The sequence below is a fragment of the Chryseobacterium herbae genome (assembly GCF_025154075.1).
Taxonomy (GTDB): domain Bacteria; phylum Bacteroidota; class Bacteroidia; order Flavobacteriales; family Weeksellaceae; genus Chryseobacterium; species Chryseobacterium herbae.
The window spans coordinates 182,851-206,953 of record NZ_JAOAMU010000005.1 but is presented as its reverse complement, the minus strand read 5'-3'; the positions used below and the strand labels follow the sequence as shown (position 1 = coordinate 206,953).

Sequence of the window (24,103 nt, the reverse complement as noted above, 5' to 3'; positions counted from 1 at the left end):
AGACATCAGATATCAGATTTCTAGGTTGAGGCTAAGGCTGAGATTGAGAAACGTCAATGGTCAATTTTGCTGCGCAAGTGAATGGTGAATTTTTGGGTAGATATTAGACACAAGACATCAGATTTCAGACAGCCCATAACCCTCCAACTCCAAAACCCTTGTTACATGACTCATAACTCATCACTTCCCGAAACTCTTAAACCCTCAAACCCTCCGACTCTCAAACTCTTACCGCGCATCCTCAGTTTGTGCTGGTCTTCCTTCAGTTCCTGTATTGAAGTGCTTTGTTTTTTAGAGGAATTTTGCAGGAAGAAAAACCGCCTCTGCGGAACCTTTAATGATTGACTGATCCCTTTATGAGAAATTTAAGTATCGTAGTGTTTGTTCTGGCACTCCTCAACACCCTTGAATCACTGAGTATAGACCTTTATCTGCCGGCCTTCCCAAGCATGGCCCAGATTTTCCAGACCGATATCGGACATATTCAGATTTCTATTTCTGTGTTTTTTGCAGGATTTGCCTTCGGACAGCTGCTTTGGGGCCCTTTATCTGACAAAACTGGCCGTAAACCGATGCTCTATTGTGGACTTTTACTTTTTATTATAGGAGCGACTGCGATATTTTTCACAGAAAACATTTACGTATTATGGGCGATGCGTTTCTTACAGGCTTTCGGTGGAAGTGCCGGAATAGTCATTGGCCGTGCTATAGTTATTGATCTTTACGACAGGCAGAAATCTGTAGCCATCTTTTCACAACAATCCCAGATAAGCGGAATTGCCCCCATTGTAGCTCCATTGCTGGGAAGTGTGTTTCTTAAATTCTGGGGATGGAACAGTTCGTTTGCTTTTTTAATGATTCTTGGCCTTATAACCCTATTCATGGTATACAAATACGTTCCGGAAACCAATTCGAAAATGACACTTCCGGACCATACAGAAGATGAAAAAGGATTAAAAGATCACCTGAAAACGATACTTTCCAATAAAGAATTTATCAGCAGTACAATGATCGGGAGCATTGCTTTTGCCTCTCTGATCATCTATATTTCCAATGCCCCGTTTTTATTTATGGAGCTTCACGGATTCTCCAGCGGTGTTTTCAGTTTTATATTTGGTTTTAATTCATTGGCCTTAATAACAGCAGCGTACCTTACGCCTAAATTGATTAAAAGAATAAGCGATACAAAGCTTCTATTAGCAGCAACTCTTTTACTGCTGATTGTATGCAGTCTTCATATCCTGATTGCCGCCGGAAACCTTTCTGTCGCACTGGAAATTATGCTGCTGTATCTATCACTGCTGGCGATAGGAGTTCTTTTTCCCATTACTTCCGCGCATGCTTTATCTCCCTTTAAGGAAGGACGTGGAACAGCGGCTGCCGTGATGGGATTTATGCAGCTGATGGTTACTTTTTTACTCTCAGGATTGGCTGGGTTTTTAGAAGCAGACTCCATAATGCCGATGGTTTTCATGCGTGCAGGGATCGCATTAATCGCCGTTTGGTTTGCGTATCGTTCATTTAAGAGCAAGAAAGTTCCTATAGAACTGGAGAGCCCCAAAGGGGCGATTTAACCAAATAAATTACGTTCAGGATTTGCTCGGCTTCTAGAAGTAGATTTGATCATGCCGATGGTTTTCATGCTGGCTGGCATTGTATTTATTGCAGTTTGGATTGCAGGATTGGAGAGCCCCAAGGGGGCGATTTAGCCAAAAAATAGGATGAAGTCCTATTTTATGTCACCGTTCTTTTATGTCATCCAGTTTATACATCATCCTGCCATTTTTCCGCTTGGTCATACCATTCGGACACTTAATCAAGTAATTTTTGTAACCGACCTCCAAAAGTATCTCTTTGCATAAAATTTAAATTATGAAGAGAAATCTTTTGGCCGCTGCCAGCTGCCTGTTGGGCTATTGGGCCAGTGCTCAAACCGGAATATCCGGTGAACTTAAAACGGAATATATCCCTTTTTCCAATTACATTCGTCCGGAAGACAGTACGAAAACCAATTCTAAGAGCGATTTTAAAAGAGTAGACCTCAATCTCAGCATTCCATTGTCAATGAAAAAAGACAGCAGTGGAAGAGTAAAAGCGTGGTCACTTCTTTTGAGTAGCTCTTATGCAAAAATGAAGCATAAAGACTATGAAAAGCAGCTGTTTCCTGATCAGATGCTGAATGCACAGGTCGGAATCCAGCATATCAGGCCTTTAGGGAAAAAATGGAGTCTGATGATGATGGCTTCAGTGGGAGTCTATACTGATCTTGAACAAATAAGTTCCGATGATATTCTGGGACAGGGTGGAGTGTTGTTTATCAGACATTTTAATCCTAATCTGGCACTTGGAGCAGGTCCTGTACTTACAACAGCTTTCGGGGTTCCTATGATTCTGCCTTGGATTTACTTCGATTGGAAAACAAACGGAAAAATTAAATTGAAGATCAATTTCCCCGAAGGAATGGAAGCCGGTTATATGTTTACCGATAAATTTGCTTTGAAGGCAGTTGTCAACCTTAGCGGTATGACGGTGGAAAGGAAAAAAGACGGAAAATCTATGCTGCTAGGCTACCAGCAAATAACTGCCGGAATCAGACCAGAGCTTAAGTTGAATGACAAACTTAGTCTCGGTTTAACAGGTGGAACAGCTCTGTTGAGAAGTTTTAATGAAAACGACAGAAAGATCAAGAATATTTTCAAAGACAAAAAAATGATGGATCCGAAGTTCGCCAGCACATTGTATGTAGCGGTATCGCTGAGGTGGAATTTGCCATAGGACAAAGATGGAAGCGGGGAAATGGAAGTTACTATTCGACAATTATTAGCTTATAGACAATTGATTATAAATGTCTTATAGATTTAAATAAAAAAGGCATAAAATTGTTTTTAACAACTTCAATAACCTCCCTCTTCCTGCTCCCTGCTTCCATCTTCCCTTCTAAACTATTTACTAATAAGCTTCTTATACACCACCTGATTCAGCAGCTCCTCTTTTCTGGTACGCGAAATGGGAAGCTCTGTTTTATTGATGAACAGACGGCCGCCGGAGATCATATCAATATGGGTGATGTTGATCAGAAACGATTTATGGATTCTGAAAAAATGTTCTGATGGCAGAGATTCCTCGATGGCTTTCATCGTCTGATGGATCACCAGGGATTTATCTTTAAAATGCAGTTTTGTATAATTCTGCATGCTTTCGATATACAGAATATCCACCCAGGATACTTTGATGAAGCTGTCGGACTGCCTTACATAGAGAAAAGGATCATCAAAAGGAGAGTTTTTCTTCATCTTTTCAGAGACAATAAACTGCTGCTGCGCTTTGTTCACGGCCTGGTAAAAACGGTTGAACGCAATAGGTTTCAAAAGATAATCCACCACCTGCAGACGATACCCTTCCAACGCATATTCTGAATAAGCGGTCGTAAGAATGGCTAAAGGTGGATTTTCAAGCTGCTCCAGAAATTCAAGACCCGTTAAATAAGGCATATTGATATCCAGAAATAGAAGATCAATTTCTTTTTCCTTTACAATGGTATCGGCTTCCAGTGCGGTGGCGCAAGTGCCTTCCACGGATAAAAAGTCGATCTGGTCTGCCAGTTCTTTAAGGTGGAATCTCGCCAAAGGCTCATCATCGATGATAAGGCATTTCATTTTGGGAATATTACTGCTCATTGTTGTCGGATAATTGTAAGGTTAAAGTTACTTTATATACATTATCGGCCGCCACAATGGTAAGCTCGTGAGCACCCGGATACTGTAATTTTAAACGTTTTTGTACATTCTGAAGGCCGATTCCGCCGGAACCTTCTTTCTTTTTGTGAGTGGCCAGCTCTGAATAACAGTTTTCGATATAAAATAAAAGAAAACCGTCTTTCTCCATGCAGGAAATCTTTACATAACCCTTATGTCCGGGCAGTCTGCATACATATTTAAATGCATTTTCGATGAATGGAACCAGCAGGAGAGGTGCAATGAATGATTTCTTATTTCCGAGACCCCAGTCTGCAGTCACTTCCAGCTCATTGCCCCATCTTAATTTTTCCACTTCTACCAGATTTTGTAGATGTTCAATATCCTGACCCAAAGGAACCAGACTCTGGCTGCAGTGATAAAGCTGATACCGTAAAATATCCGAAAATTTAAGCAACAGATAATCTGCAAGTTTCGTGTCATTTTTCATCAGAATATGAATATGATTCAGAATATTGAAAACCACATGAGGATTGATCTGATCTTGCAATAATTTCAGTTGATTCTCCAGATGTGCCTGTTGAAGAAGGATATGATCCCGTTCTATTCTTCCGTGTTCCTGATAAAATTTAATTCCACAGGCTGATCCGTTAATCAGAAAAGAAGCAGGCAGCGCCAGATAGAACCCTTTCCATAAAAAGGGAAGATGATCAACAAAATCCTGCGGAAGTTCATTCTTTGAATTGACTTCAATATATGTGAAGATCAGAGAATAAATAAAACTCAGAAAAAGGATAACTGCGGTTGCCTGAACCAGAAATAATTTCATCCTTTTTGCCCGCAAAGCACTGGGAAGAAGCCTTGTGGTGAGAAAGTGAGTGAAAAAAAATGAAGTAATGACAAGGGCAATAGTCTGGAATACAGCAGAAGGTTTGTCAGAATTAGCCTGAAAGTTGATGTACACAGCCGCTGCAAAAACGAGCCAGAACATCGTAACAAAAATATATTCTCTTAAAATAAAAGGTTTTGTCATGGAAGAGGATCAAGTTGGTTTATAAAAAATTAGAAACTGCAGGGCGCAGTTTCTAATACGTAAAGATAATTTAAGTTTTTAGAATAAGAAATATCCTATTCCGAGCGTAAAGCTATGCGGCTTAGATTTGAAATCTTTGCTGATGCTTGAAAGCCCTGTTTCATACCTTAGGTCGGCAGTAAAATTTTTATAATCCACACCGACACCTCCCGTGATTCCGATATTGGATTTGTCAAAGTTTTTAAAGCCATCCTGTAATGCTTTGGACGTTGATAAATTATTCTTAAAAGCATAGCTGTAAACTCCTCCGGCAAATGCTCTTACGTTAAAATCCTTTTTGTTGATTATCTTATAACCAACTACAACCGGTATGTCAATAGAATTCCAGCTTAATTTTGCTGAGCTTCCGTCGTTAGTGTTGAAAGACGTTTTTCTTTTGTTGAATAAGGCTTCTCCTTGTACATAAAGGCTTCCGAAATCCATTCTTGTCATGATTCCTCCCTGATAGCCGAACCCGTATTTCCCTTCCAATGTGGAGGACCCCGAAGAGGTTTTTGTAAAATTTGCCCCACCTTTGATCCCGATGTGGAAAGCTGGAGTCTGTTGTGCCTTGGTCTCTATAAAACCGATGATGCATAATAAAAATGTGCTTAGTGCTAAAAACTGCTGTTTCATAAATTGCTTTTAATAATTTGATGCAAAGCAACAGCTATGGAAAGTGGAATGAAACTTTATTTGATGAACGGCAGGGATGCTTTGACAAGGATCTGTTTTTAACGGAAAAAGCAAAAAAAAAATCGGAAGAGGGTACTTCCGATAGATATCTTTTTAAAATGGTTCTAAATCTTCACAATTGGATGGTGGAATACATCCTCCGGTACCGCCGCCGCCAGGATTTCCTCCGCCTACGGAAACACATCTTCCAGGGTTTCCGTCATCATCCATCTCACAGGCTTTTCCGAAAGTACATTCACAGTCTGTCCAGCAGTAGGCAGAATCACCGTTCATGTGACAGCCGTTTACGCCTCCTCCAAGGATAGTCGACAGATCTTTTCTTGAAAATTTTTTGATTTTTTTCATAGTAAATTGATTTTTAAAGTTAATAGTCTGATGTTTAAGTAAATATAATCAAAAAATTAAATTCTTTTCATCAATCGGAGAAATAATAGATAAAAACTGATTATAATGCAAAAGAAACAACCCACTGCATTTGCAATGGGTTGATCTGTATTATTTACTGAAGTTTAACTGTAAAGGAAGGCTCACCACAGAAAGGACTGGCCGTCCATTAGATTCTGCAGGTTTCCATTTGCCCTTATCCTTGATACGGTAAAAACCGGCTTCTATAAAAGCGTTCACATCTTCATTATTCCCTTTTACTTTCACATTGTAGGCATTCCCTTTGGAATCTAAAATAAATTTTAGGGTTACTTTATAGGGATTGACTGCGAAATTCAGGAAAGTGAGATCTACAGCTTCATTTAAAAGCTTTTGGAAAGCAGCCTTTCCGGTTTCATATTCCGCTTCTTTGGTAATTTTAGGTGCCATGGGAGGCGGAACATCCGTTATCATTTTCTTTTCCTCCTCAGAAATCTTCTCTAAGGCATTTTGATAGGACGCTATTTTTGCTTCCGTAAGGAGCCACTCCTGCTTGGTTCTTTCATCATTAGGCTTCGGATATTTCTTGTACAGAGACTTTATTTTTCTGTCATATTTTGAATCAGCCTTCTCAAATTCAGAGACCTGCGCACTGCTGAATGCAAAAATGAACAGGAAGGCTAATGCTGAAAGTTTCTTCATCAGTATTAAGCTTTTACGATATTAATAATCACTTCAACTGCTTTTTCCATGCTTTCCAGCGCCACATATTCATAAGGTCCGTGGAAGTTCATCCCTCCCGCAAAAATATTAGGACAAGGAAGTCCCATATAAGACAGCTGAGCTCCGTCTGTTCCTCCTCTTATAGCCTTGATTTTAGGCTCAATATCAGCTTCTTTCATCGCTTTTGCAGCAAGATCAATGATGTGCATTTTTCCTTCAAACTGCTGCTTCATATTACGGTACTGCTCTTTGATTTCAACTTCAGCAGTTCCTTCACCATGTTTTTGGTTGAATTCAGCTACTTTTTCCTCCATGAATTTTTTTCTGGCCTCATACTTTTCTTCATCATGATCACGAATGATGTATTGAAGCTTAGCCTCAGAAATATCAGCGGTGATGTCCATTAAGTGATAGAAACCATCAAATCCTTTAGTGGTAGCCGGAGTTTCATTGGCAGGAAGCAACTGGATAAATTCAGCGGCTAAAAGAGCTGCATTAATCATTTTTCCGTAAGCATAACCTGGGTGAACGCTCAATCCGTGGATTTTTACGACAGCTCCTGCAGCATTAAAGTTTTCGTATTCCAGTTCTCCAACTTCACTTCCATCCATCGTATAAGCCCATTCTGCACCGAATTTAGCGACATCAAACTTATGAGCGCCTCTTCCGATTTCTTCATCCGGTGTAAATCCTACGGCGATTCTTCCGTGCTTGATTTCCGGGTGAGCGATGAGGTATTCAGCAGCGGTTACAATTTCTGCACATCCTGCTTTATCATCAGCTCCAAGAAGGGTATTTCCGTCTGTTGTAATAAGCGTTTGCCCGATATATTTTTTTAAGCTTTCAAATTTTGAAGAAGACAGCGTAAATCCTGTAGTTTCATTCAAAAGAAGATCTCCTCCGTCATAGTTTTCCCAAATCTGAGGTTTTACATTTTCCCCGCTGAAATCCGGAGACGTATCGTAATGCGAAATAAATCCTATGGTAGGCGTGTTGTCATTGTCAAGGTTAGAAGGAACATATCCCATAATATACCCGTTGTCGTCAATGGAAACATCTGCCAGGCCGATCGTTTTCAATTCCTCTGCAATATACTTTGCAATGTCCCACTGTCGCGGGGTAGAAGGGGTTGCTTCGCTTTCCGCATCACTGGTTGAATATATTTTTACATAGGCGAGAAAACGGTTCAGTAATTTCTCTTTCCACAATGGATTGAATTCTATTATACTCATCGATCATAAATTTCCAACAAATATACAATGTAAATTTTTCAAAACTGAACTTTGAGGGATATTTTCAGAAGGTTGTGGGGATTGATTTTTTTAATCTCAGGCATCCATTTCGATAATCAAATAAATTGTTATAACTTGCATCAATTATGATGTCCAAACGTTGCAAATATGCTTTGAAAGCGATGGTTAGATTGGCAAGAAACTACAACCAGGGATTTTTGTCAACGGGTATTATTGCACAGGATGAGAACATTTCCAAAAAATTTTTAGAGCAGATTCTTCTCGAACTCAAAAGAGCCAAACTAGTCAACAGCAAGCAGGGAAACGCAGGTGGATATTATCTGCTAAAGTCTCCAGACGACGTTTCGTTGGCAGATATCTACCGAATTTTCGAAGGCCCGATTGCCTTAACGCCTTGTATTTCATTGAATTTCTACGAACCTTGCGATGACTGTATCGATGAGGCCACTTGCTATCTCAGAAATGAACTGATGATCGTAAGGGAAAAAACAAGAAAAAGCATGATGGAAGCGACTCTTACTTCCTTTATAAAAAACAGCTGAAATTTTTTTTAATTTTTATATCCTACTAATTTGGTAGGATAAATAGGATTTATATATATTTGCAGGAGTTAATTTCAATTCAAAATGGAAAATACCCTGAAAATAGAATTCAATCAATTACTGGAAAAGGCCTCTTCAGGTGCTTTCAATGATGATTTTTTAGAAATTCTTGCCAACAGGTTTTCTGGGCAGGTCATCTTTTCTACCAGCTTCAGTTACGAAGATCAGGTAGTGACTCATCTGATAAAAAACCTGAATATTGATATTTTCACACTGGATACGGGAAGACTTTTTGAGCAGACTTACGAAACCTGGACTTCCTCCAGAGCTTTCTTCAAAAAAAATATTAAAGCGTATTATCCGGACCCGGAATCGCTGCAACAGTTTGTTTCAGAAAACGGACCGGATTCCTTTTATCAATCTGTAGAAAAGAGAAAAGCCTGTTGTAATATCCGGAAGGTTATTCCTCTAAAAAGAGCACTTCAGGGATACAAGGTCTGGATCACAGGTTTAAGATCCGAGCATTCAGCAGGCAGAAAAGAAATGCCACAGCTGGAATGGGACCCGGATCACCAGATCATCAAGTTTCATCCCATCCTTCACTGGACGACAGAACAGGTGACAGATTATGTACAAGCTAATCATCTTCCTTATAATCACCTTCACAAAAAAGGATTTGTAAGCATCGGATGTGAACCCTGCACCAGAGCGATCAAAGAAGGGGAAGATTTCAGAGCCGGAAGATGGTGGTGGGAAGATGCTGATAAAAAGGAATGTGGCTTACATGTTCATCAATAAAAAAATAAAATATGTCATTATATCATTTGAATTATTTAGATCAGTTAGAAGCTGAATCCATCTATATTTTACGGGAAGTGGCGGGACAGTTTGAGCGTCCGGCTTTACTTTTCAGTGGCGGAAAAGACAGTATTGTACTGGCTCACTTGGCTGCCAAAGCATTTCCTCACGGAAAAATTCCTTTCACTTTTGTTCATGTGGATACAGGACACAATTTTCAGGAAGTTTTAGACTTCAGGGATCAGCTGACCACAGAGATCAATGTAGATTTGATCGTAAGAAAAGTAGAAGACACCATCCATAAAAGAAAGCTGACGGAACCCAAAGGGAAATTCCCCAGCAGAAACTGGCTGCAGACCTTTACCCTTCTTGACACGATTGAAGAATTCGAATTTGATGCATGCATAGGAGGAGCAAGAAGAGATGAGGAAAAAGCCAGAGCCAAAGAAAGGATATTCTCAGTTCGGGATGAGTTTGGACAATGGGATCCTAAACTTCAGCGACCGGAGTTGTGGAATATTTTCAATGGAAAAATTCAGAAAGGAGAAAATGTAAGAGTATTTCCAATCAGCAACTGGACAGAACTTGATGTCTGGAATTATATCCGGAGAGAAAATATTAGCTTACCATCTATTTACTTTTCGCATGAAAGAGAAGTGGTAGATCTCAACGGACAGTGGATTGCAAATTCTGAGTTTGCAGTTCTTGATGAAAGTGACAGGGTTACCACCAAAAGAATACGTTACCGCACCGTAGGAGATATGACGTGTACTGCGGCAGTAGAATCTGACGCTGTTACAGTAGACACTGTGATTGAAGAAATCGTTGCCACCAGAATTTCCGAAAGAGGAGAAACCAGAATTGACGACCGTGTGACGGAAGCGGCCATGGAAGACCGAAAGAAAGGAGGGTACTTTTAAGCTATAAATAATAAGCAGCATAATAGCAGCACAACAGTAATTCACAGCGAGTGTATCGCTCATCATTAATCATTTTTAAAAAGACAAACGTGGATATATTAAGATTTATAACAGCAGGAAGTGTGGATGACGGGAAAAGCACCCTCATCGGCAGACTGCTTTACGATAGCAAAAGTATTTTGCAGGATCAGCTGGAAGTCCTTGAAAAACATTCTAAAAATAAAAATGAAGACGGCGTAGATCTGGCGCTTTTAACGGATGGGCTTCGGGCAGAAAGGGAACAGGGAATCACCATTGATGTGGCCTACCGATACTTTTCGACTTCAAAAAGAAAATTTATCATCGCAGATGCTCCGGGACACGTTCAGTATACCAGAAATATGATTACTGGAGCTTCCAACTCAGATCTGATGGTGATTCTGATCGACGCCAGAAAAGGAGTTATTGAGCAGACCAGAAGACATTCCATCATCGCTTCGTTACTTAAATTGAAAAAAGTAGCTGTTGCGATCAATAAAATGGATATGGTGGACTATTCGGAAGAAGTTTTTGAAACCATTAAAGCAGATTATTCTAAGATTGCAGAAGGTCTGGGTTTAAATGATGTCACCTATTTCCCGATTTCCGCACTGAAAGGAGATAATATTGTTTCTCTTTCATCCACAACAGATTGGTATCATGGAAGTTCACTGCTCGATTATCTGGAGGAGGTAGAACTTGATGATGTGCATAACAGCGGAAGCCGTTTCCAGGTGCAGTACGTCATCCGTCCACAGACAGAAGAGCTTCACGATTACCGTGGATATGCGGGACAGATCATCAGCGGAAGTTTTAAGAAAGGAGATAAAATAGCGATACTTCCGGCAGGAATTATTACTGAAATAGCAACCATAGAAGTGAATGGTGCTGAAGTTCAGGAAGCATTTGAAGGGCAGCCTGCTGTCATCCAGATTACAGAAGACATCGATGTGAGCCGTGGAGATTTCTTTGCCTCCGCAGAAGAGCTTCCCAATGTTGAAAAAGAAGTGGAAGTATTGCTGTGCTGGCTCGATCATAAAAGCCTGCAGCCGGGGAATAAATACCTGATACAGCATCACAGCAGACAGTTGAAAGCGGTGGTAAAACACGTAGACTACAAAATTAATGTCAATACGCTGGAGCAGGAAGCCTCAGAAGGAGAAATAAAACTTAACGAAATCGCGAAAGTAACCATTAAAACTGCACAGCCTTTGGTTTTTGATGATTTTATAAGCAATAAGAAAACAGGATCGGCAATTTTGGTAGATGAAACTTCCAATGCGACGGTTGCGGCATGTATAATTCAGTAAGACATGAAAGTTTCAGAGCATTTTATTAAGAAAATCCTTGAAAAAAAACAGGGTGGTTCTCAGAGATTCTTTGACAAAAGGAAGATGGAAATTTTTGTTACAGACCTGTATAATGCACTCTTCCTTCCTGAAAAAAATAATACGGAAGATCAGCTTCATGAGAAGTTTGAGGATTTACAGAAAATTCTTTTTGATCTAATAAAGAATGCTTCAGAAGATGAGGTTTTTGCTAAAGAACAGACTGACAAGTTGTTTCTCGCATTACCTGATATCTACAGCACACTGATTCTGGATGCCGAATCTATTTTAGAATTTGATCCCGCTACAGAATCACTGGAAGAAATCCTCCTCTCATATCCCGGCTTTTTTGCCACGTATGTATATCGGATCTCTCATCAGCTTTGGATTCAAAAGGTAAAAATATTGCCCCGAGTAATCTCAGAATATGGCCACAGCAAAACCGGAATAGACATTCATCCGGGTGCGGTGATTGGAAAATATTTCTTTATCGACCACGGAACCGGAATCGTGATTGGAGAAACAACTGAGATCGGAAATCATGTGAAACTGTACCAGGGCGTAACGCTCGGAGCTTTAAATGTTTCAAAGGATAAAGCCAATGAGAAAAGGCATCCCAATATCGAAGACCATGTCATTATTTATTCCGGAGCCACTATTTTAGGAGGGAATACAACCATAGGCAGAGACAGCATCATCGGAGGAAATGTATGGATCACACAAAACGTTCCTTCCGGCTCTATGGTCTATCATAAAAGTGAAATAAAAATAAAAGATAACGGAACCCTTCCCGAATCTTTAACATTTGTGATATAAAAACAACAAAAAACAATATAAAATTGAATCGGTATGAAGTTCCAAAACACACTAGAAACCATCGGAAATACCCCGGTCGTAAAAATTAATAAGCTTTTCGATACCGGACATGAAGTCTGGATCAAACTGGAAAAAGCCAATCCCGGAGGAAGCATTAAAGACAGAATAGCTTTATCCATGATAGAAGATGCTGAAGCTAAAGGATTGCTGAATGAAAACAGTGTCATTATAGAACCTACCAGCGGAAATACAGGCATCGGACTTGCCCTGGTAGCCGCTGTAAAAAACTATAAGCTTATTCTGGTGATGCCCGAAAGCATGAGTTTGGAACGCCGGAAAATTATGGAATCTTACGGAGCCGAGTTCGTTCTGACTCCAAGAGAAAAAGGAATGAAAGGTGCCATTGAGAAAGCGGAAGAGCTAGCAAAAGAAACTCCAAATTCATGGATCCCAAGACAGTTTGACAATCCTGCTAACGTTAAAGTTCATATTGAAACCACTGCCCAGGAAATTCTGAAGGACTTTCCGGAAGGACTGGACTACCTGATCACAGGCGTAGGAACCGGCGGCCATATCACCGGACTTGCACAGGTATTGAAACAGAAATTTGCTAATATCAAAGTGATTGCTGTAGAACCCGAATTATCCCCGGTTCTTAGTGGAGGAGCTCCGGCGCCGCATCCGCTTCAGGGCTTGGGAGCAGGATTTGTTCCTTCAATCCTTGATACCGGACTGCTGGACGAAATTGTACAGATCAATAAAGACGAAGCTTTTGAATTTACCAAAGAAGCCGCCAAAAAAGAAGGACTTTTTGTAGGAATTTCTACAGGAGCCGCTTTAGCTGCGGTTGCGAAAAAACTTCCTCAGATCCCTGCAGGAGCCACTATACTCACCGTGAATTATGACACGGGCGAAAGATACCTATCCATCGAAGGACTTTTCTAGATAACATCCATAAGAAGATTTAAAATGAAAAAACTGAATACGACACCAAAGGTTTACCTTGTGGGTGCAGGACCCGGCGACCCTGATCTGATCACTGTAAAGGCCGTAAAAGCCATTGCCTCAGCCGATGTCATCCTGTGTGACCGTCTCGTAAGTCCTGAAATAATAGACCGTTACGCGAATAAGAATACCGAAATCATCTACGTAGGAAAAGAATGCAGCAAAAATGCTTCTACGCCTCAGACCCATATCAATACCCTGATTGTAGAATATGCTTTACAGGGGAAAACAGTAGTCAGACTCAAAGGTGGAGACATCTCCTTTTTTTCCAATGTTTTAGACGAACTGAAAGCATTGAAAGAGCATCATATAGCTTATGAAATAATCCCGGGAATCACAGCAGCATCCGGAGCAGCTGCTTATGCGGGGATACCGTTAACAGCCAGAGGATATGCGACATCCGTCCGTTTTCTGACCTATTATAAAAAAGAAATTCTAAGCGATACCTATTGGAAAGAGCTTGGAACATCCGATGATACCTTTGTATTTTATATGTCTAAAGGAAATCTGAACAGTCTGGTAGAGAAATTTGTTGCCTTGGGCAAAACAGAAGATAAAAAAATTGCCATCATAGAGCAGGCGACCACACCTTATCAGAAAGTCTACACCTCTTCTCTGGAAGATTTTCAGCAAAACTTTGGAAATAAAGATTTTGTATCTCCATCATTGGTGGTGATAGGGAAGGTGGTGAATCTGCATGAAGAATTTTCGTGGCTGGAATCACCTATACAGGAAGGGATTTACTTTAAATCTGTAACCAACGGAACCTTAGTCTCAAACCATCAAAATATACTGGAATATGCTGTCTGAAACTAAATTAAAAGCCCTTAAAGAAATATCAGGAGATTTTTCAAGAGATGAAGCGGTCTGGGCAAGCGGTTTTCTCGCTGGAATTGCCGGGGTATCTGCCGCCGTACAACATCAGGTTACCTCGGACCTTGATACCGATACCGTTTCTCCGAAGAAAATTACCCTTGCGTATGGCACTGAAACCGGAAACAGTAAGAAACTCGCAGTAGAACTTGCGGGAGTTATTAAGAAAAAAGGGGTGCAGGTAAAACTGTCAGACCTTTCCCAGTACAAACCGAAAGATCTTGCCAAAGAAGATTTGTTTTTCATCATTATCAGCACTCAGGGAGAAGGAGATCCGCCTGCTTTGGCGAAGAAATTTTATGACCATATTCATGAAAACGATTTGAATATCAGTCATTTGAAATTTGGTGTACTTGCCCTGGGAGACAGCAGCTATCCTTTGTTTTGCAAAACAGGAGAGGACATCGATTCCCGTTTTGAAATACTGGGTGCACAGCGCATTCTTCCTTTAAAAAGATGTGATATCGATTATGAACAGGAAGCTCATGCCTGGGCCGAACATATTCTGGATGTTGCCAATAAAACGATAGAAAGCAGCCAGAAAACTACAGTTGCTATAAAAACATCAACAGGAAGAAAAAAATATCAGGGGAAGATTTCAACCATCATCAACCTTAATGATATAGGTTCTGATAAAGAAACCTACCACATAGAAATAGAAACTGAAGAACCTCTGGTGTACAGTCCCGGTGATGCATTGGGCGTGATCGCTTTCAATTCAAAAGATGAGGTTGAAGAAATAATTAGCTTAACAGGAATTGATCCTGAAAAGCAGATTAAAACGGCAAAAATTACAGCCAGCACAAAAGAATTGCTCTGCAAACATCTTAATATTAGCTATCTGCTTAAAACAACAGTTGCTCAATATGCACAAATTACGGGACATTCTATTCCGGAAGTACGATTAAGTCTTCTCGATTTGCTGAGAATTTATCCTGTAAAAAATGCGGATGAATTTGAACAGTTGATCCCTGTTTTAACCGGCCAGTCGCCGCGGTTATATTCTGTTTCTTCCTCACTGGAAGCCCACGGAGATACTGAAATTCATATCACAGTCGCCAAGTCTGAGTTTTTCATCAATGACAAAAAACAAAACGGACTGTGTAGCGGTTTTCTGGCAGAATTTAAGGAAGGAGAAGATATTGAATTTTATATCCAGGAAGCCAAACATTTCAGACTTCCCAAACCGGAAAAAGATATCATTATGATTGGTCCGGGAACGGGTATTGCGCCTTTCAGGTCTTTTCTTTACGAAAGGGATGCTGTAGGAGCAGAGGGAAGAAACTGGCTCTTTTTCGGAGACCGGACTTTCGTTTCAGACTTCCTTTACCAGGCCGAACTTCAGGACTTTCTGAAAACAGGAACATTGACCCATCTTGATCTTGCCTTTTCCAGAGACACCGCAGAAAAAATATATGTTCAGCACAAACTGGAACAAAAAGCACAGGAAGTCTATCACTGGCTGGAAGGAGGAGCATCTCTTTACGTTTGCGGAGCCAGAGAACCCATGAGTAAAGACGTTGAAAAAACCATTCTGAACATCATTCAGGATAAGGGAAAACACAGCCCTGAAGAAGCGCAGAATTATCTGGAAGAGCTGGAACTCAGCGGCAGATATGTGAAAGATGTGTATTAAATCATAAACGGATACGATATGACAGATAAGAATAACCTTTCGCCGGTAGAAAGGATAAAAACCGGCAGCAACGGGCTCAGGGGAACCTTAAAGGAAAGCCTTTTGGACGATTTTACCGGAGCCATCAGAGAAGATGACCAAACCCTCATCAAATTCCATGGAATGTACCAGCAGGATGACCGGGACCGGCGTGAAGAAAGAGTCGCTAAAAAACTGGAGTGGCTGTATTCCTACATGATCAGGCTAAGACTTCCAGGGGGATTTTTAACTTCTGAGCAATGGGCCGGACTTCATGAAATTGCAGAAAACCATTCCACGGGAGTGATTAAAATTACGACGCGCCAGACCATTCAGCTGCATGGGATTTTAAAATCTCATGTAAAACCTACCATCCAGAATTTCAATTTACAACACTTGGATTCGATTGCGGCTTGTGGCGATGTGAACAGAAATGTAACCTGTACTTCAAATCCTTCTGAATCACCATTGCATCAGGTGGTGTATGAACTGGCCGGAAAAATTAGTGAGATGTGTCTTCCGAAAACAAAATCCTATTATGACCTGTGGATCGATGATGAGTTGTTAATCGACAGGAAAACAGAGGAAGATCCATTGTATCAGGACAGATATCTGCCGAGAAAACTGAAAATTGGAATTGCCATTCCTCCCAACAACGATGTGGATGTTTTTATTAATGATATTGCCCTGATTGCCATTGTTGAAAATGACAGAATTGTAGGTTACAATATCGCGGCCGGCGGCGGACTTGGTGCTACTCACGGAAATGATGCGACCTATGCACGTCTGGCTTCCCTTTTAGGTTTTGTAGATACAGAAGAAAAGCTGCTGAAGGCGGTGCATGAAATTATCACAGTACAGCGTGATTTCGGGAACAGAAGTGACAGAAAATTATCCAGATTAAAATATACAATCGATCAACTGGGCATTGAAGGCTATAGAAATGAAGTTGAAAAAAGATGCGGCTTTGCCTTAGAACCAGCCCGTGAATTTAAGTTTGAACAGAGAAAAGACCGTTACGGCTGGACCCGGAATCATGAAGGGAAATGGTTTTACACCTTATTTGTAGAGCATGGAAGGGTTCTGGATATAGAGGAATATTCTTTAAAATCTGGGTTGTTGAAAATTGCGAAGACAGGAAACGTGAATTTCAGGTTCACCTGTAATCAGAATCTGATTCTTTCGGATATCCGGGAAGAGGATAAAGCTGAAATTGAAACCCTCCTTAAAGAACACGGAATTTCAGATTATACGGAAAAAGCCAGCGCATTGCGCAAAAATTCCGTGGCCTGTGTTGCATTGAATACCTGTTCACTGGCTTTGGCGGAAGGGCAGCGTTATCTACCTGTTTTAGTCACTAAAATAGAACCTGTTCTTGAAAAATACGGACTTCAGGACGAAGATATTACCATCAGAATGACAGGTTGTCCAAACGGTTGCGGAAGATCACCCAATGCCGAAATAGGATTTGTAGGAACGGCTTACGGAAAATACAATCTTCATATCGGCGGCGACAGGCTTGGAATGCGTCTCAATACAAAATTTAAAGAAAACATCGGCGAAGAAGAAATCCTTCAAACTCTGGATGAACTTTTCGGAATCTACTTGAAAGGAAGACATTCGAAGGAAACCTTTGGAGACTTTTCTTACCGCTATTTACAAACAATACAATAAATATATGATCAACCTTCTTTACCGGCAGAAAAAGGCCAGAAAACACTACCATCATCTTTTAGGGATCCGAATGTGTATGTGCTGTTCATTAATTGACGACGCATAAATCATTTTTAACCCTAAAATTTTAAACAAGTGAAATCCATATCCCATCAATATCTTAAGCAGAGAATAAGTCTGATCTTATTCCTGACCCTTTCTTTTACTGCCGTTTTACAGGCACAACAGCTTATCGAAGTAAGCGGAATCATTAAACATACGGACACCCATAAAGGCATTGCCGGAGTACAGGTCCAGGTAGAACATACCCAGGATACGGCAGTAACCGATCAGGAAGGAAATTTTAACCTGAGAACAAGGGTGAAAATTCCTTTCAGAATTGTAGTGACCAAGGAAGGATTCGCAGCTCATACTGCCGAGATACTTTCATTGTCCAGTAAAATTGCCATCGAGTTAAATCCTCAGAACACCATCATCAACGAAGTCGTTATTTCAGCTTCCCGTGTTCCGGAAAAAATTCTGAGATCACCGATCGCGATTGAAAAAATTGATATTAAAACCATCCGGGAAAGTCCCGCAGCTTCATTCTACGAAACATTAGAGAATGTGAAGGGTTTACAGCTTTTAACCTCAAGTCTTACTTTAAAAGTTCCCAATTCAAGAGGATTCAATTCTCCGAATAACTTCCGTTTCATGCAGCTGGTGGATGGAGTAGATGTACAGTCAGCTACACTTGGTGTTCCGCTGGGAAATGCCATAGGTCCCACAGAATTAGATATCCAGTCTATGGAGATTACGCCCGGAGCAGCTTCCGCTTTGTATGGAATGAATGCTGTCAACGGATTAGCGAGTCTTCAGACCAAAGATCCATTTACCTCAGAAGGCGTAAGTCTGTATTTCAGAGGCGGAGTGAATCATGTGGATAACGTTAATCACAAAACGGCTGCTCTCGGTGAAAGTGCCGTCAGAATTGCAAAAGTCCTCAATAAAAACTTTGCTATAAAGGTTAATGCTTCCTATTTCAGCGGCGTAGACTGGATCTCGGACAACCGAACAGATCAGAACCCCAATTCATTCATTACCGCCAATCCTAATTTTTCTCTCATCAATAATCCGGCAGAAGATCTCTGGAATAAATATGGAGACGAAAGAAACAACAGGACATCGGTAAAAGTGAATTACAATGGAAAACCAACCACTTTTAATGTATCAAGAACAGGGTATTACGAAAAAGATCTGATAAGTCCTGAAGTGAAGAACATAAAATTTGATGCCGGATTATACTACCGTTTTGGAGATCAGTGGAAAACATCCTATGTTTACCGTTATGGATTGCTGGACGGCACTTTTCAGCGGGGAAACAAGATCCGTCTTCAGAATGCAACGGTTCAGAACCATAAAGTGGAATTGACGGGTAAAGAATTGACATTCAGAGCCTATGTGTCCATAGAGAATACCGGAGATTCTTATAATTTGAAGCCTTTGGCTGATAATCTGGACCTTACGAATCTTTCCAATACCAACTGGAAAAACATTTTTCAGACGACTTTGCAGGACAGACTTAATTCAGGAGTCAATCTGAATGATGCTTTTATTTTAGCAAGACAGCAAGCAGATAAAAACCGGGTGATTCCAGGAACAGCAGCCTTTGAGCAGTTAAAAAATACCATTATTGGCATTAATAACTGGGATTCAGCCAATTCCGGCATTGCAGGAGCACCAGCCACCGGAGGTGCCAAGCTTGAACAGAAATCCCGTTTTTATCAGGGCGAAATTACTTACGATTTCACCCGATTTGTAAAGGTTTTCAGCCTTCTTGCAGGAGCAGATTACCGCCTTTACAGCATCACACCCGATGGGAATAACTTCGTTGATTTTAACAGACCGGTCAGCGAAAGAAATATTCCTCTGTCTGACGGAACTTTCGGAAACAATGTTATTTATCAGAAATACGGTGCATTTGTCCAGCTTACCAAACTTTTTTTCCAGGACAAATTAAAAGTGAATCTGGCCCTTCGTGCTGACAGAAATCCTGAGTTTGAAACAAAATTAAACCCAAGACTGAGCGTGGTTTATTCTCCGGTTAACCAGCATAATTTCAGAGCTTCTTTCCAAAATGGCTACCGTTTTCCTTCTTTATTTGAAGCATTATCCTTCGTTAATAACGGAAATGTGAGAAGAGTAGGCGGGCTCACCAAAGCTAATGATGGATTGGGTTATCTTGAAAACTCTTACACGCTGGCTTCTATCGATCAGTTTATTTCTGCCGTGAATAAAGAAGTAGATGGAGGAACAAACCAAAATCAGTCCGCATTGAAAAACAGAAATATTTTAACGGCGGCCAATCTGCCCAAATTACAGCCGGAAAAGGTGACGTCTTTTGAAATAGGGTATAAATCAGCCTTATTCAACAGCAGACTGGTCATCGATTGGGATTTTTACTACAACATCTACGAAGGTTTTCTGGGACAGGTAGAAGTAGCGGTGCCCAAAAATGAAAATATAGGAAGCGATAATGCTGTCTTAGCGATGCTGGACAGAAGTAAGCAGGACCGATACAGGGTTTATACCAACAGTACCAGTAAGTACAAAAGTTTTGGTACTTCTTTGGGTATACGCTATAACCTCGTGAGAAATTATAATGTCAATGTAAACGTATCTTATAACGACCTTATTTCAACCCATACTTCAGATCTTTTTATTACGGCTTTCAATACTCCTAAATGGGCGGTTAATCTAAGCATTGGAAACAGGGAAATTATCAAAAACATCGGATTTACAGTGGCTGCAAGATGGCAGGACAGTTTTTTATGGGAAAGTCCGCTGGCTTCCGGAAATATTCCTTCCTATTATACCATTGATGCTCAGGCAACATGGAGAATTCCTGAAATAAAGGCGAGCGTTAAAATCGGAGCAACCAATCTCCTTAACCGCAGATACCTTCAATATGCCGCAGGACCTGAAATAGGAGGGCTGTATTATCTGGCATTTACTTATGATCTAAAACTTTAAATATGATGAGTAACTCTTTATATCCCATATTCTTAAAGCTAGAGGAATTATCACTGCTTATCATTGGCGGCGGAAACGTTGCTCTGGAAAAATTGCAGTCCGTTCTGGCCAATTCTCCCAAGGCACGTATTAAACTGGTCGCCAAAGAAATCAATGATCAGGTTAAAGAACTGAAGCAGGATTATCCCAATCTTACCCTGCATGAAAGATCATATACGGATAATGACTTTAACAGCGCTGATATTGCTATAGTAGCCGTTAATGATATTATTCTGGCTGAGCAGATCCGGAGTAGGGCTCATCAGAATAATACATTGGTAAATATTGCTGATAAACCGGGCTTGTGCGATTTCTATCTGGGTTCAATTGTCAGAAAAGGAGATCTTAAAATTGCCGTTTCAACCAACGGAAAATCTCCGACGGTAGCCAAACGGTTACGGGAAATCTTAACGGAAACCATTCCTGATGAAGATATGGAGGGGCTACTGGACAATATGCAGAACATCCGGAATCAGTTAAAAGGTGATTTTACCTACAAAGTCAAAGAACTGAACCGGCTGACCACGGATTATTTAGGTGAAAAAATCATTCAGCCCGAAGAAACAAAACTGGAGATGGAAAAACTGATCAACATAACCAAAACAGTTCAGAGAAGAGCGAATATCTATCTTGGGATTATAGGCGTTTTCATTCTTGTTGCGGTATTGGCTCTGATTATTTATCAGTTCAATTTGTCCGGAGATATTCAGAGTTTTCTGAGTCAGGACGGGCATATTTTCTACTGGATGCTGCTGGCCGGTTTTCTGGCTGAAGTTGTGGCAGGATCAATGGGAATGGGCTATGGAGTGATATGTACCACTATTCTATTGCTTCTGAATGTTCCGCCTCCGGTGGTCAGTGCAAGTATTCATTCTGCGGAGTCGTTTACGTCAGCTGCCGGAAGCATCAGCCATTACAAATTGGGGAATGTCAACAAAAAAATGGTGTGGATTTTATTTCCTGTAGCGGCTGTGGGTGCTTTTATCGGGGCATTTGCATTGTCTCATTTCGGAGAGAAATATGCTCATATTGTAAAACCGGTCATCGCCTGCTATACTTTGTATTTAGGAATCAATATTCTTAGAAATGCTTTTAAAGGAAAGGATAAAAAATCAGGAAAAAGCATAAGGAAAAAGAGGACCAATCTCAGAGCATTGGGATTAGCAGGAGGATTTATTGATTCTTTTGCAGGAGGCGGTTGGGGCCCATTAGTTACCGGAACCTTAATCAAAGAGGGAAGAACACCGAGGTATGTAGTGGGCAGTTCGACGCTGGCTAAATTTTTACTGACGGTTGTAAGTGCTTTAACCTTTATTTTCACCATCGGAATCCATCACTGGAACATTGTGCTGGGTCTTCTTCTGGGAGGCGTTTTCACGGCGCCTTTTTCAGCGATGTTTACGTCACGGCTTCCAGCTAAAAAAATGTTTGCTATGGTGGGTGTTGTGGTAATTGTGATGAGCTTGATCACCATTGTAAAATCATTCATCTAAGTTTTTTGGGAGAAGATGATGATGGATAAAGCAAAGGTTTCCATGTCTTGAATAGCTTATCTGGAATTGAATATCAGTTATCGAAATTTTAAATTATATATAAAAGCTTGAAAATCAAAAATATGTTAGCTTTGTAATAGGCTAACATAAACTTGTTAACTTTTATTATATTTGAGAAAATCAAAGTACCAATGTTTCTAACTGAATGTCCGAGAGATGCAATGCAGGGTTGGGGAGAATTTATCCCCACAAACAAAAAAATAGATTACATCAACTCTTTAATGGAAGTTGGGTATGATATATTGGATTGTCTCAGCTTCGTATCTCCAAAGGCAATTCCTCAGCTTGCCGATTCTGATGAAGTTGCCGAAAATATAGATAAAACTTTATCTAATACAAAAGTTTCTGCAATCATCGGAAATTACAGAGGTGCCGAAAAAGCATTGAAACATCAGTCTGTGGATATTCTGGGGTTTCCATTTTCTATTTCAGAAACTTTTCAGCACAGAAATACGAATAAAAGCCAGGAAGAAGCTTTTAATGAGATCATTAAAATGCTTGAACTGGTTAAAAGTGAGGGAAAACAGCTGAATATCTATTTCTCCATGGCTTTTGGAAATCCGTACGGCGAAATGTGGAAATGGGAAGATGTAGATTTCTGGGCTAAAAGGTTTTCAGAAATCGGAATCAAAGATGTGCTTTTGTCCGATACGACAGGGGTTGCAACTCCTGAAACCATTGCGCTTTTATTCGAAAAAATTCCAGGAAAATACCCTGAGATCAATTTCGGAGGGCATTTCCATAACCGTTACGAAGATTCTTACTCAAAACTAAAAGCGGCTTACGATAAAGGCTGCAGAAGATTTGACAGTGCCATCAAAGGAATCGGAGGTTGTCCTATGGCTAAAGATGATCTGGTAGGAAATATGCCTACAGAACAGGTGATCAACTTTATGAGTGTAGAAAAAGTAGAACATAAACTGAATCTGCTGAATTTTGAGAGCTCTTACAATAAGGCGAAGGATATTTTTCATTTTTAAATAAGAAATAAAGCTCGCGCAAATCAGGCAGATAGAGCAGATAGACTTGTTTTTAAAACATAAAAAATCTGCATAATCTGTGCAATCTGCGAGACAAAATAAATCAATAGGAGCGGGTTTTAACCCGCTTTCCTTTATTAAAAATTCAATTGGCTTTAGCCAAAACCTATCATTTTAACCCCAAAATCACCAACAATGTCACCCATCATCTCATCATCCGAATTAAAAAACCTTTCAGCAGAAAACCTCATCATCCTTGATGCCAGAGTAGGAAAAGACTTACACCAAACATATCTTGAAAAACACATCAAAGGAGCCCGTTTTATTGATCTGGATAAAGATTTGGCTGAGATTGGTGAAGATGCCGCTTTTGGAGGGAGACATCCACTTCCGGGCATCACAAAATTTGCTGAAACGCTTTCAAATCTTGGAATCTCTGAAGATGCTCATGTTGTGATCTATGATGATAAAAACGGAGCCAATGCAGCAGCAAGAGTCTGGTGGATGTTAAAATCTTTCGGATTTGAAAATGTTCAGGTTCTGGATGGAGGATTTCAGGCTGCAGAGAAAAGCGGACTAGAATTTTCGTCCGGCGAGGAAACTTTTGAGAAATCTTCTATCATTAAAAAAGAGGGTTGGCTTCTTCCGGTTAAAGCGTTAGAAAATGTTGAAAATGAACTATTAAGCCATTCTTCAACAGTTGTCGATGTAAGAGATGCTTACCGTTATAATGGTGAGTCTGAACCTATTGATCTCGTAGCCGGACACATTCCGGGAGCCATTAATATTCCTTTTTCTGAAAACCTGAATGAGAACGGAAACTTTCTGAAACCTGAAGTTTTAAAACAAAAATATACAGAACTTTTAAAAGATAAACCTCAGCATCTTATTATCCATTGCGGGTCCGGTGTGACGGCGTGTCATACTATTTTAGCCCTGAATTATGCAGGTTTTCCTGTTCCGGATCTTTATGTAGGTTCGTGGAGCGAATGGAGCAGGAGGGAAGGAAAGGAGATTGCGAGAGAGATTTAAAGTTTGGAAGCAGGAAGAGGGAGCCTGGAAGTTACTGTTAGTTCTATCATTTCTGGC

21 protein-coding genes are annotated in these 24,103 nt (G+C 40.4%); 15 read left to right on the top strand and 6 right to left on the bottom strand.

The window, feature by feature from the left end:
* The first annotated feature begins 356 nt into the window (after window positions 1-356).
* A complete protein-coding gene (locus N0B48_RS16220; RefSeq protein WP_259839907.1) occupies window positions 357-1,574 on the top strand; it encodes a multidrug effflux MFS transporter in 1,218 nt (405 codons plus the stop codon).
* 298 nt (window positions 1,575-1,872) lie between these two features.
* Window positions 1,873-2,775 carry a DUF6268 family outer membrane beta-barrel protein gene (locus N0B48_RS16215; protein WP_259839906.1) on the top strand — a complete coding sequence of 301 codons (903 nt, stop codon included), beginning with the start codon at window positions 1,873-1,875 and terminating at the stop codon, window positions 2,773-2,775.
* Between the two features lie 167 nt (window positions 2,776-2,942).
* Here the strand turns inward: N0B48_RS16215 and N0B48_RS16210 are convergent, their stop codons facing one another.
* From N0B48_RS16210 to pepT, 6 genes are all read right to left on the bottom strand, one after another.
* A complete protein-coding gene (locus N0B48_RS16210) occupies window positions 2,943-3,677 on the bottom strand; it encodes a LytR/AlgR family response regulator transcription factor (protein ID WP_259839905.1) in 735 nt (244 codons plus the stop codon).
* Window positions 3,667-4,728, bottom strand: coding sequence for a sensor histidine kinase (locus N0B48_RS16205; RefSeq protein ID WP_259839904.1), 1,062 nt, complete (start codon window positions 4,726-4,728; stop codon window positions 3,667-3,669). Before N0B48_RS16205 ends, N0B48_RS16210 begins: the two co-directional genes overlap by 11 nt.
* Before the next feature lie 78 nt (window positions 4,729-4,806).
* Entirely contained in the window at window positions 4,807-5,403 is a 597-nt protein-coding gene (locus N0B48_RS16200; RefSeq protein ID WP_259839903.1) for a porin family protein, read from the bottom strand.
* Window positions 5,404-5,556: 153 nt separating this feature from the next.
* Window positions 5,557-5,808, bottom strand: a complete 252-nt coding sequence (locus N0B48_RS16195) for a hypothetical protein (protein ID WP_259839902.1) — start codon at window positions 5,806-5,808, stop codon at window positions 5,557-5,559.
* A gap of 150 nt (window positions 5,809-5,958) precedes the next feature.
* A complete protein-coding gene (locus tag N0B48_RS16190; protein ID WP_259839900.1) occupies window positions 5,959-6,528 on the bottom strand; it encodes an energy transducer TonB in 570 nt (189 codons plus the stop codon).
* Between the two features lie 5 nt (window positions 6,529-6,533).
* On the bottom strand, window positions 6,534-7,781 hold the full coding sequence (pepT, locus tag N0B48_RS16185; RefSeq protein ID WP_259839899.1) for a peptidase T: 1,248 nt from the start codon (window positions 7,779-7,781) through the stop codon (window positions 6,534-6,536).
* A 146-nt stretch (window positions 7,782-7,927) separates the two neighbouring features.
* On the opposite strand from pepT, the gene N0B48_RS16180 reads away from it, so the two are divergent.
* The 13 genes from N0B48_RS16180 (at window position 7,928) to N0B48_RS16120 (ending at window position 24,046) form a co-directional block, all read left to right on the top strand.
* On the top strand, window positions 7,928-8,344 hold the full coding sequence (locus N0B48_RS16180) for an RrF2 family transcriptional regulator (RefSeq protein ID WP_259839898.1): 417 nt from the start codon (window positions 7,928-7,930) through the stop codon (window positions 8,342-8,344).
* Between the two features lie 84 nt (window positions 8,345-8,428).
* Window positions 8,429-9,142 carry a phosphoadenylyl-sulfate reductase gene (locus N0B48_RS16175; protein WP_259839896.1) on the top strand — a complete coding sequence of 238 codons (714 nt, stop codon included), beginning with the start codon at window positions 8,429-8,431 and terminating at the stop codon, window positions 9,140-9,142.
* Window positions 9,143-9,153: 11 nt separating this feature from the next.
* Window positions 9,154-10,062 carry a sulfate adenylyltransferase subunit CysD gene (gene cysD / locus N0B48_RS16170; protein WP_259839895.1) on the top strand — a complete coding sequence of 303 codons (909 nt, stop codon included), beginning with the start codon at window positions 9,154-9,156 and terminating at the stop codon, window positions 10,060-10,062.
* An 89-nt stretch (window positions 10,063-10,151) separates the two neighbouring features.
* Window positions 10,152-11,390, top strand: coding sequence for a sulfate adenylyltransferase subunit 1 (locus N0B48_RS16165; RefSeq protein WP_259839894.1), 1,239 nt, complete (start codon window positions 10,152-10,154; stop codon window positions 11,388-11,390).
* A 3-nt stretch (window positions 11,391-11,393) separates the two neighbouring features.
* Complete coding sequence (gene epsC, locus N0B48_RS16160; protein WP_259839893.1) at window positions 11,394-12,224, top strand: serine O-acetyltransferase EpsC; 831 nt, start codon at window positions 11,394-11,396, stop codon at window positions 12,222-12,224.
* Between the two features lie 33 nt (window positions 12,225-12,257).
* Window positions 12,258-13,169, top strand: coding sequence for a cysteine synthase A (gene cysK, locus N0B48_RS16155; protein ID WP_259839892.1), 912 nt, complete (start codon window positions 12,258-12,260; stop codon window positions 13,167-13,169).
* Between the two features lie 24 nt (window positions 13,170-13,193).
* Window positions 13,194-14,039, top strand: a complete 846-nt coding sequence (gene cobA / locus N0B48_RS16150) for a uroporphyrinogen-III C-methyltransferase (RefSeq protein ID WP_259839891.1) — start codon at window positions 13,194-13,196, stop codon at window positions 14,037-14,039.
* Window positions 14,029-15,738 carry a diflavin oxidoreductase gene (locus N0B48_RS16145; RefSeq protein ID WP_259839890.1) on the top strand — a complete coding sequence of 570 codons (1,710 nt, stop codon included), beginning with the start codon at window positions 14,029-14,031 and terminating at the stop codon, window positions 15,736-15,738. The genes cobA and N0B48_RS16145 overlap by 11 nt, the downstream gene beginning before the upstream one ends.
* A gap of 18 nt (window positions 15,739-15,756) precedes the next feature.
* Complete coding sequence (locus N0B48_RS16140) at window positions 15,757-17,430, top strand: NADPH-dependent assimilatory sulfite reductase hemoprotein subunit (protein WP_259839889.1); 1,674 nt, start codon at window positions 15,757-15,759, stop codon at window positions 17,428-17,430.
* A gap of 135 nt (window positions 17,431-17,565) precedes the next feature.
* Window positions 17,566-20,442, top strand: coding sequence for a TonB-dependent receptor (locus tag N0B48_RS16135; protein ID WP_259839888.1), 2,877 nt, complete (start codon window positions 17,566-17,568; stop codon window positions 20,440-20,442).
* 2 nt (window positions 20,443-20,444) lie between these two features.
* Window positions 20,445-21,974, top strand: coding sequence for a TSUP family transporter (locus N0B48_RS16130; RefSeq protein WP_259839885.1), 1,530 nt, complete (start codon window positions 20,445-20,447; stop codon window positions 21,972-21,974).
* Window positions 21,975-22,165: 191 nt separating this feature from the next.
* Window positions 22,166-23,014, top strand: a complete 849-nt coding sequence (locus N0B48_RS16125; RefSeq protein ID WP_259839883.1) for a hydroxymethylglutaryl-CoA lyase — start codon at window positions 22,166-22,168, stop codon at window positions 23,012-23,014.
* Window positions 23,015-23,209: 195 nt separating this feature from the next.
* Complete coding sequence (locus tag N0B48_RS16120; protein WP_259839880.1) at window positions 23,210-24,046, top strand: sulfurtransferase; 837 nt, start codon at window positions 23,210-23,212, stop codon at window positions 24,044-24,046.
* The last annotated feature ends 57 nt before the right edge of the window (window positions 24,047-24,103 follow it).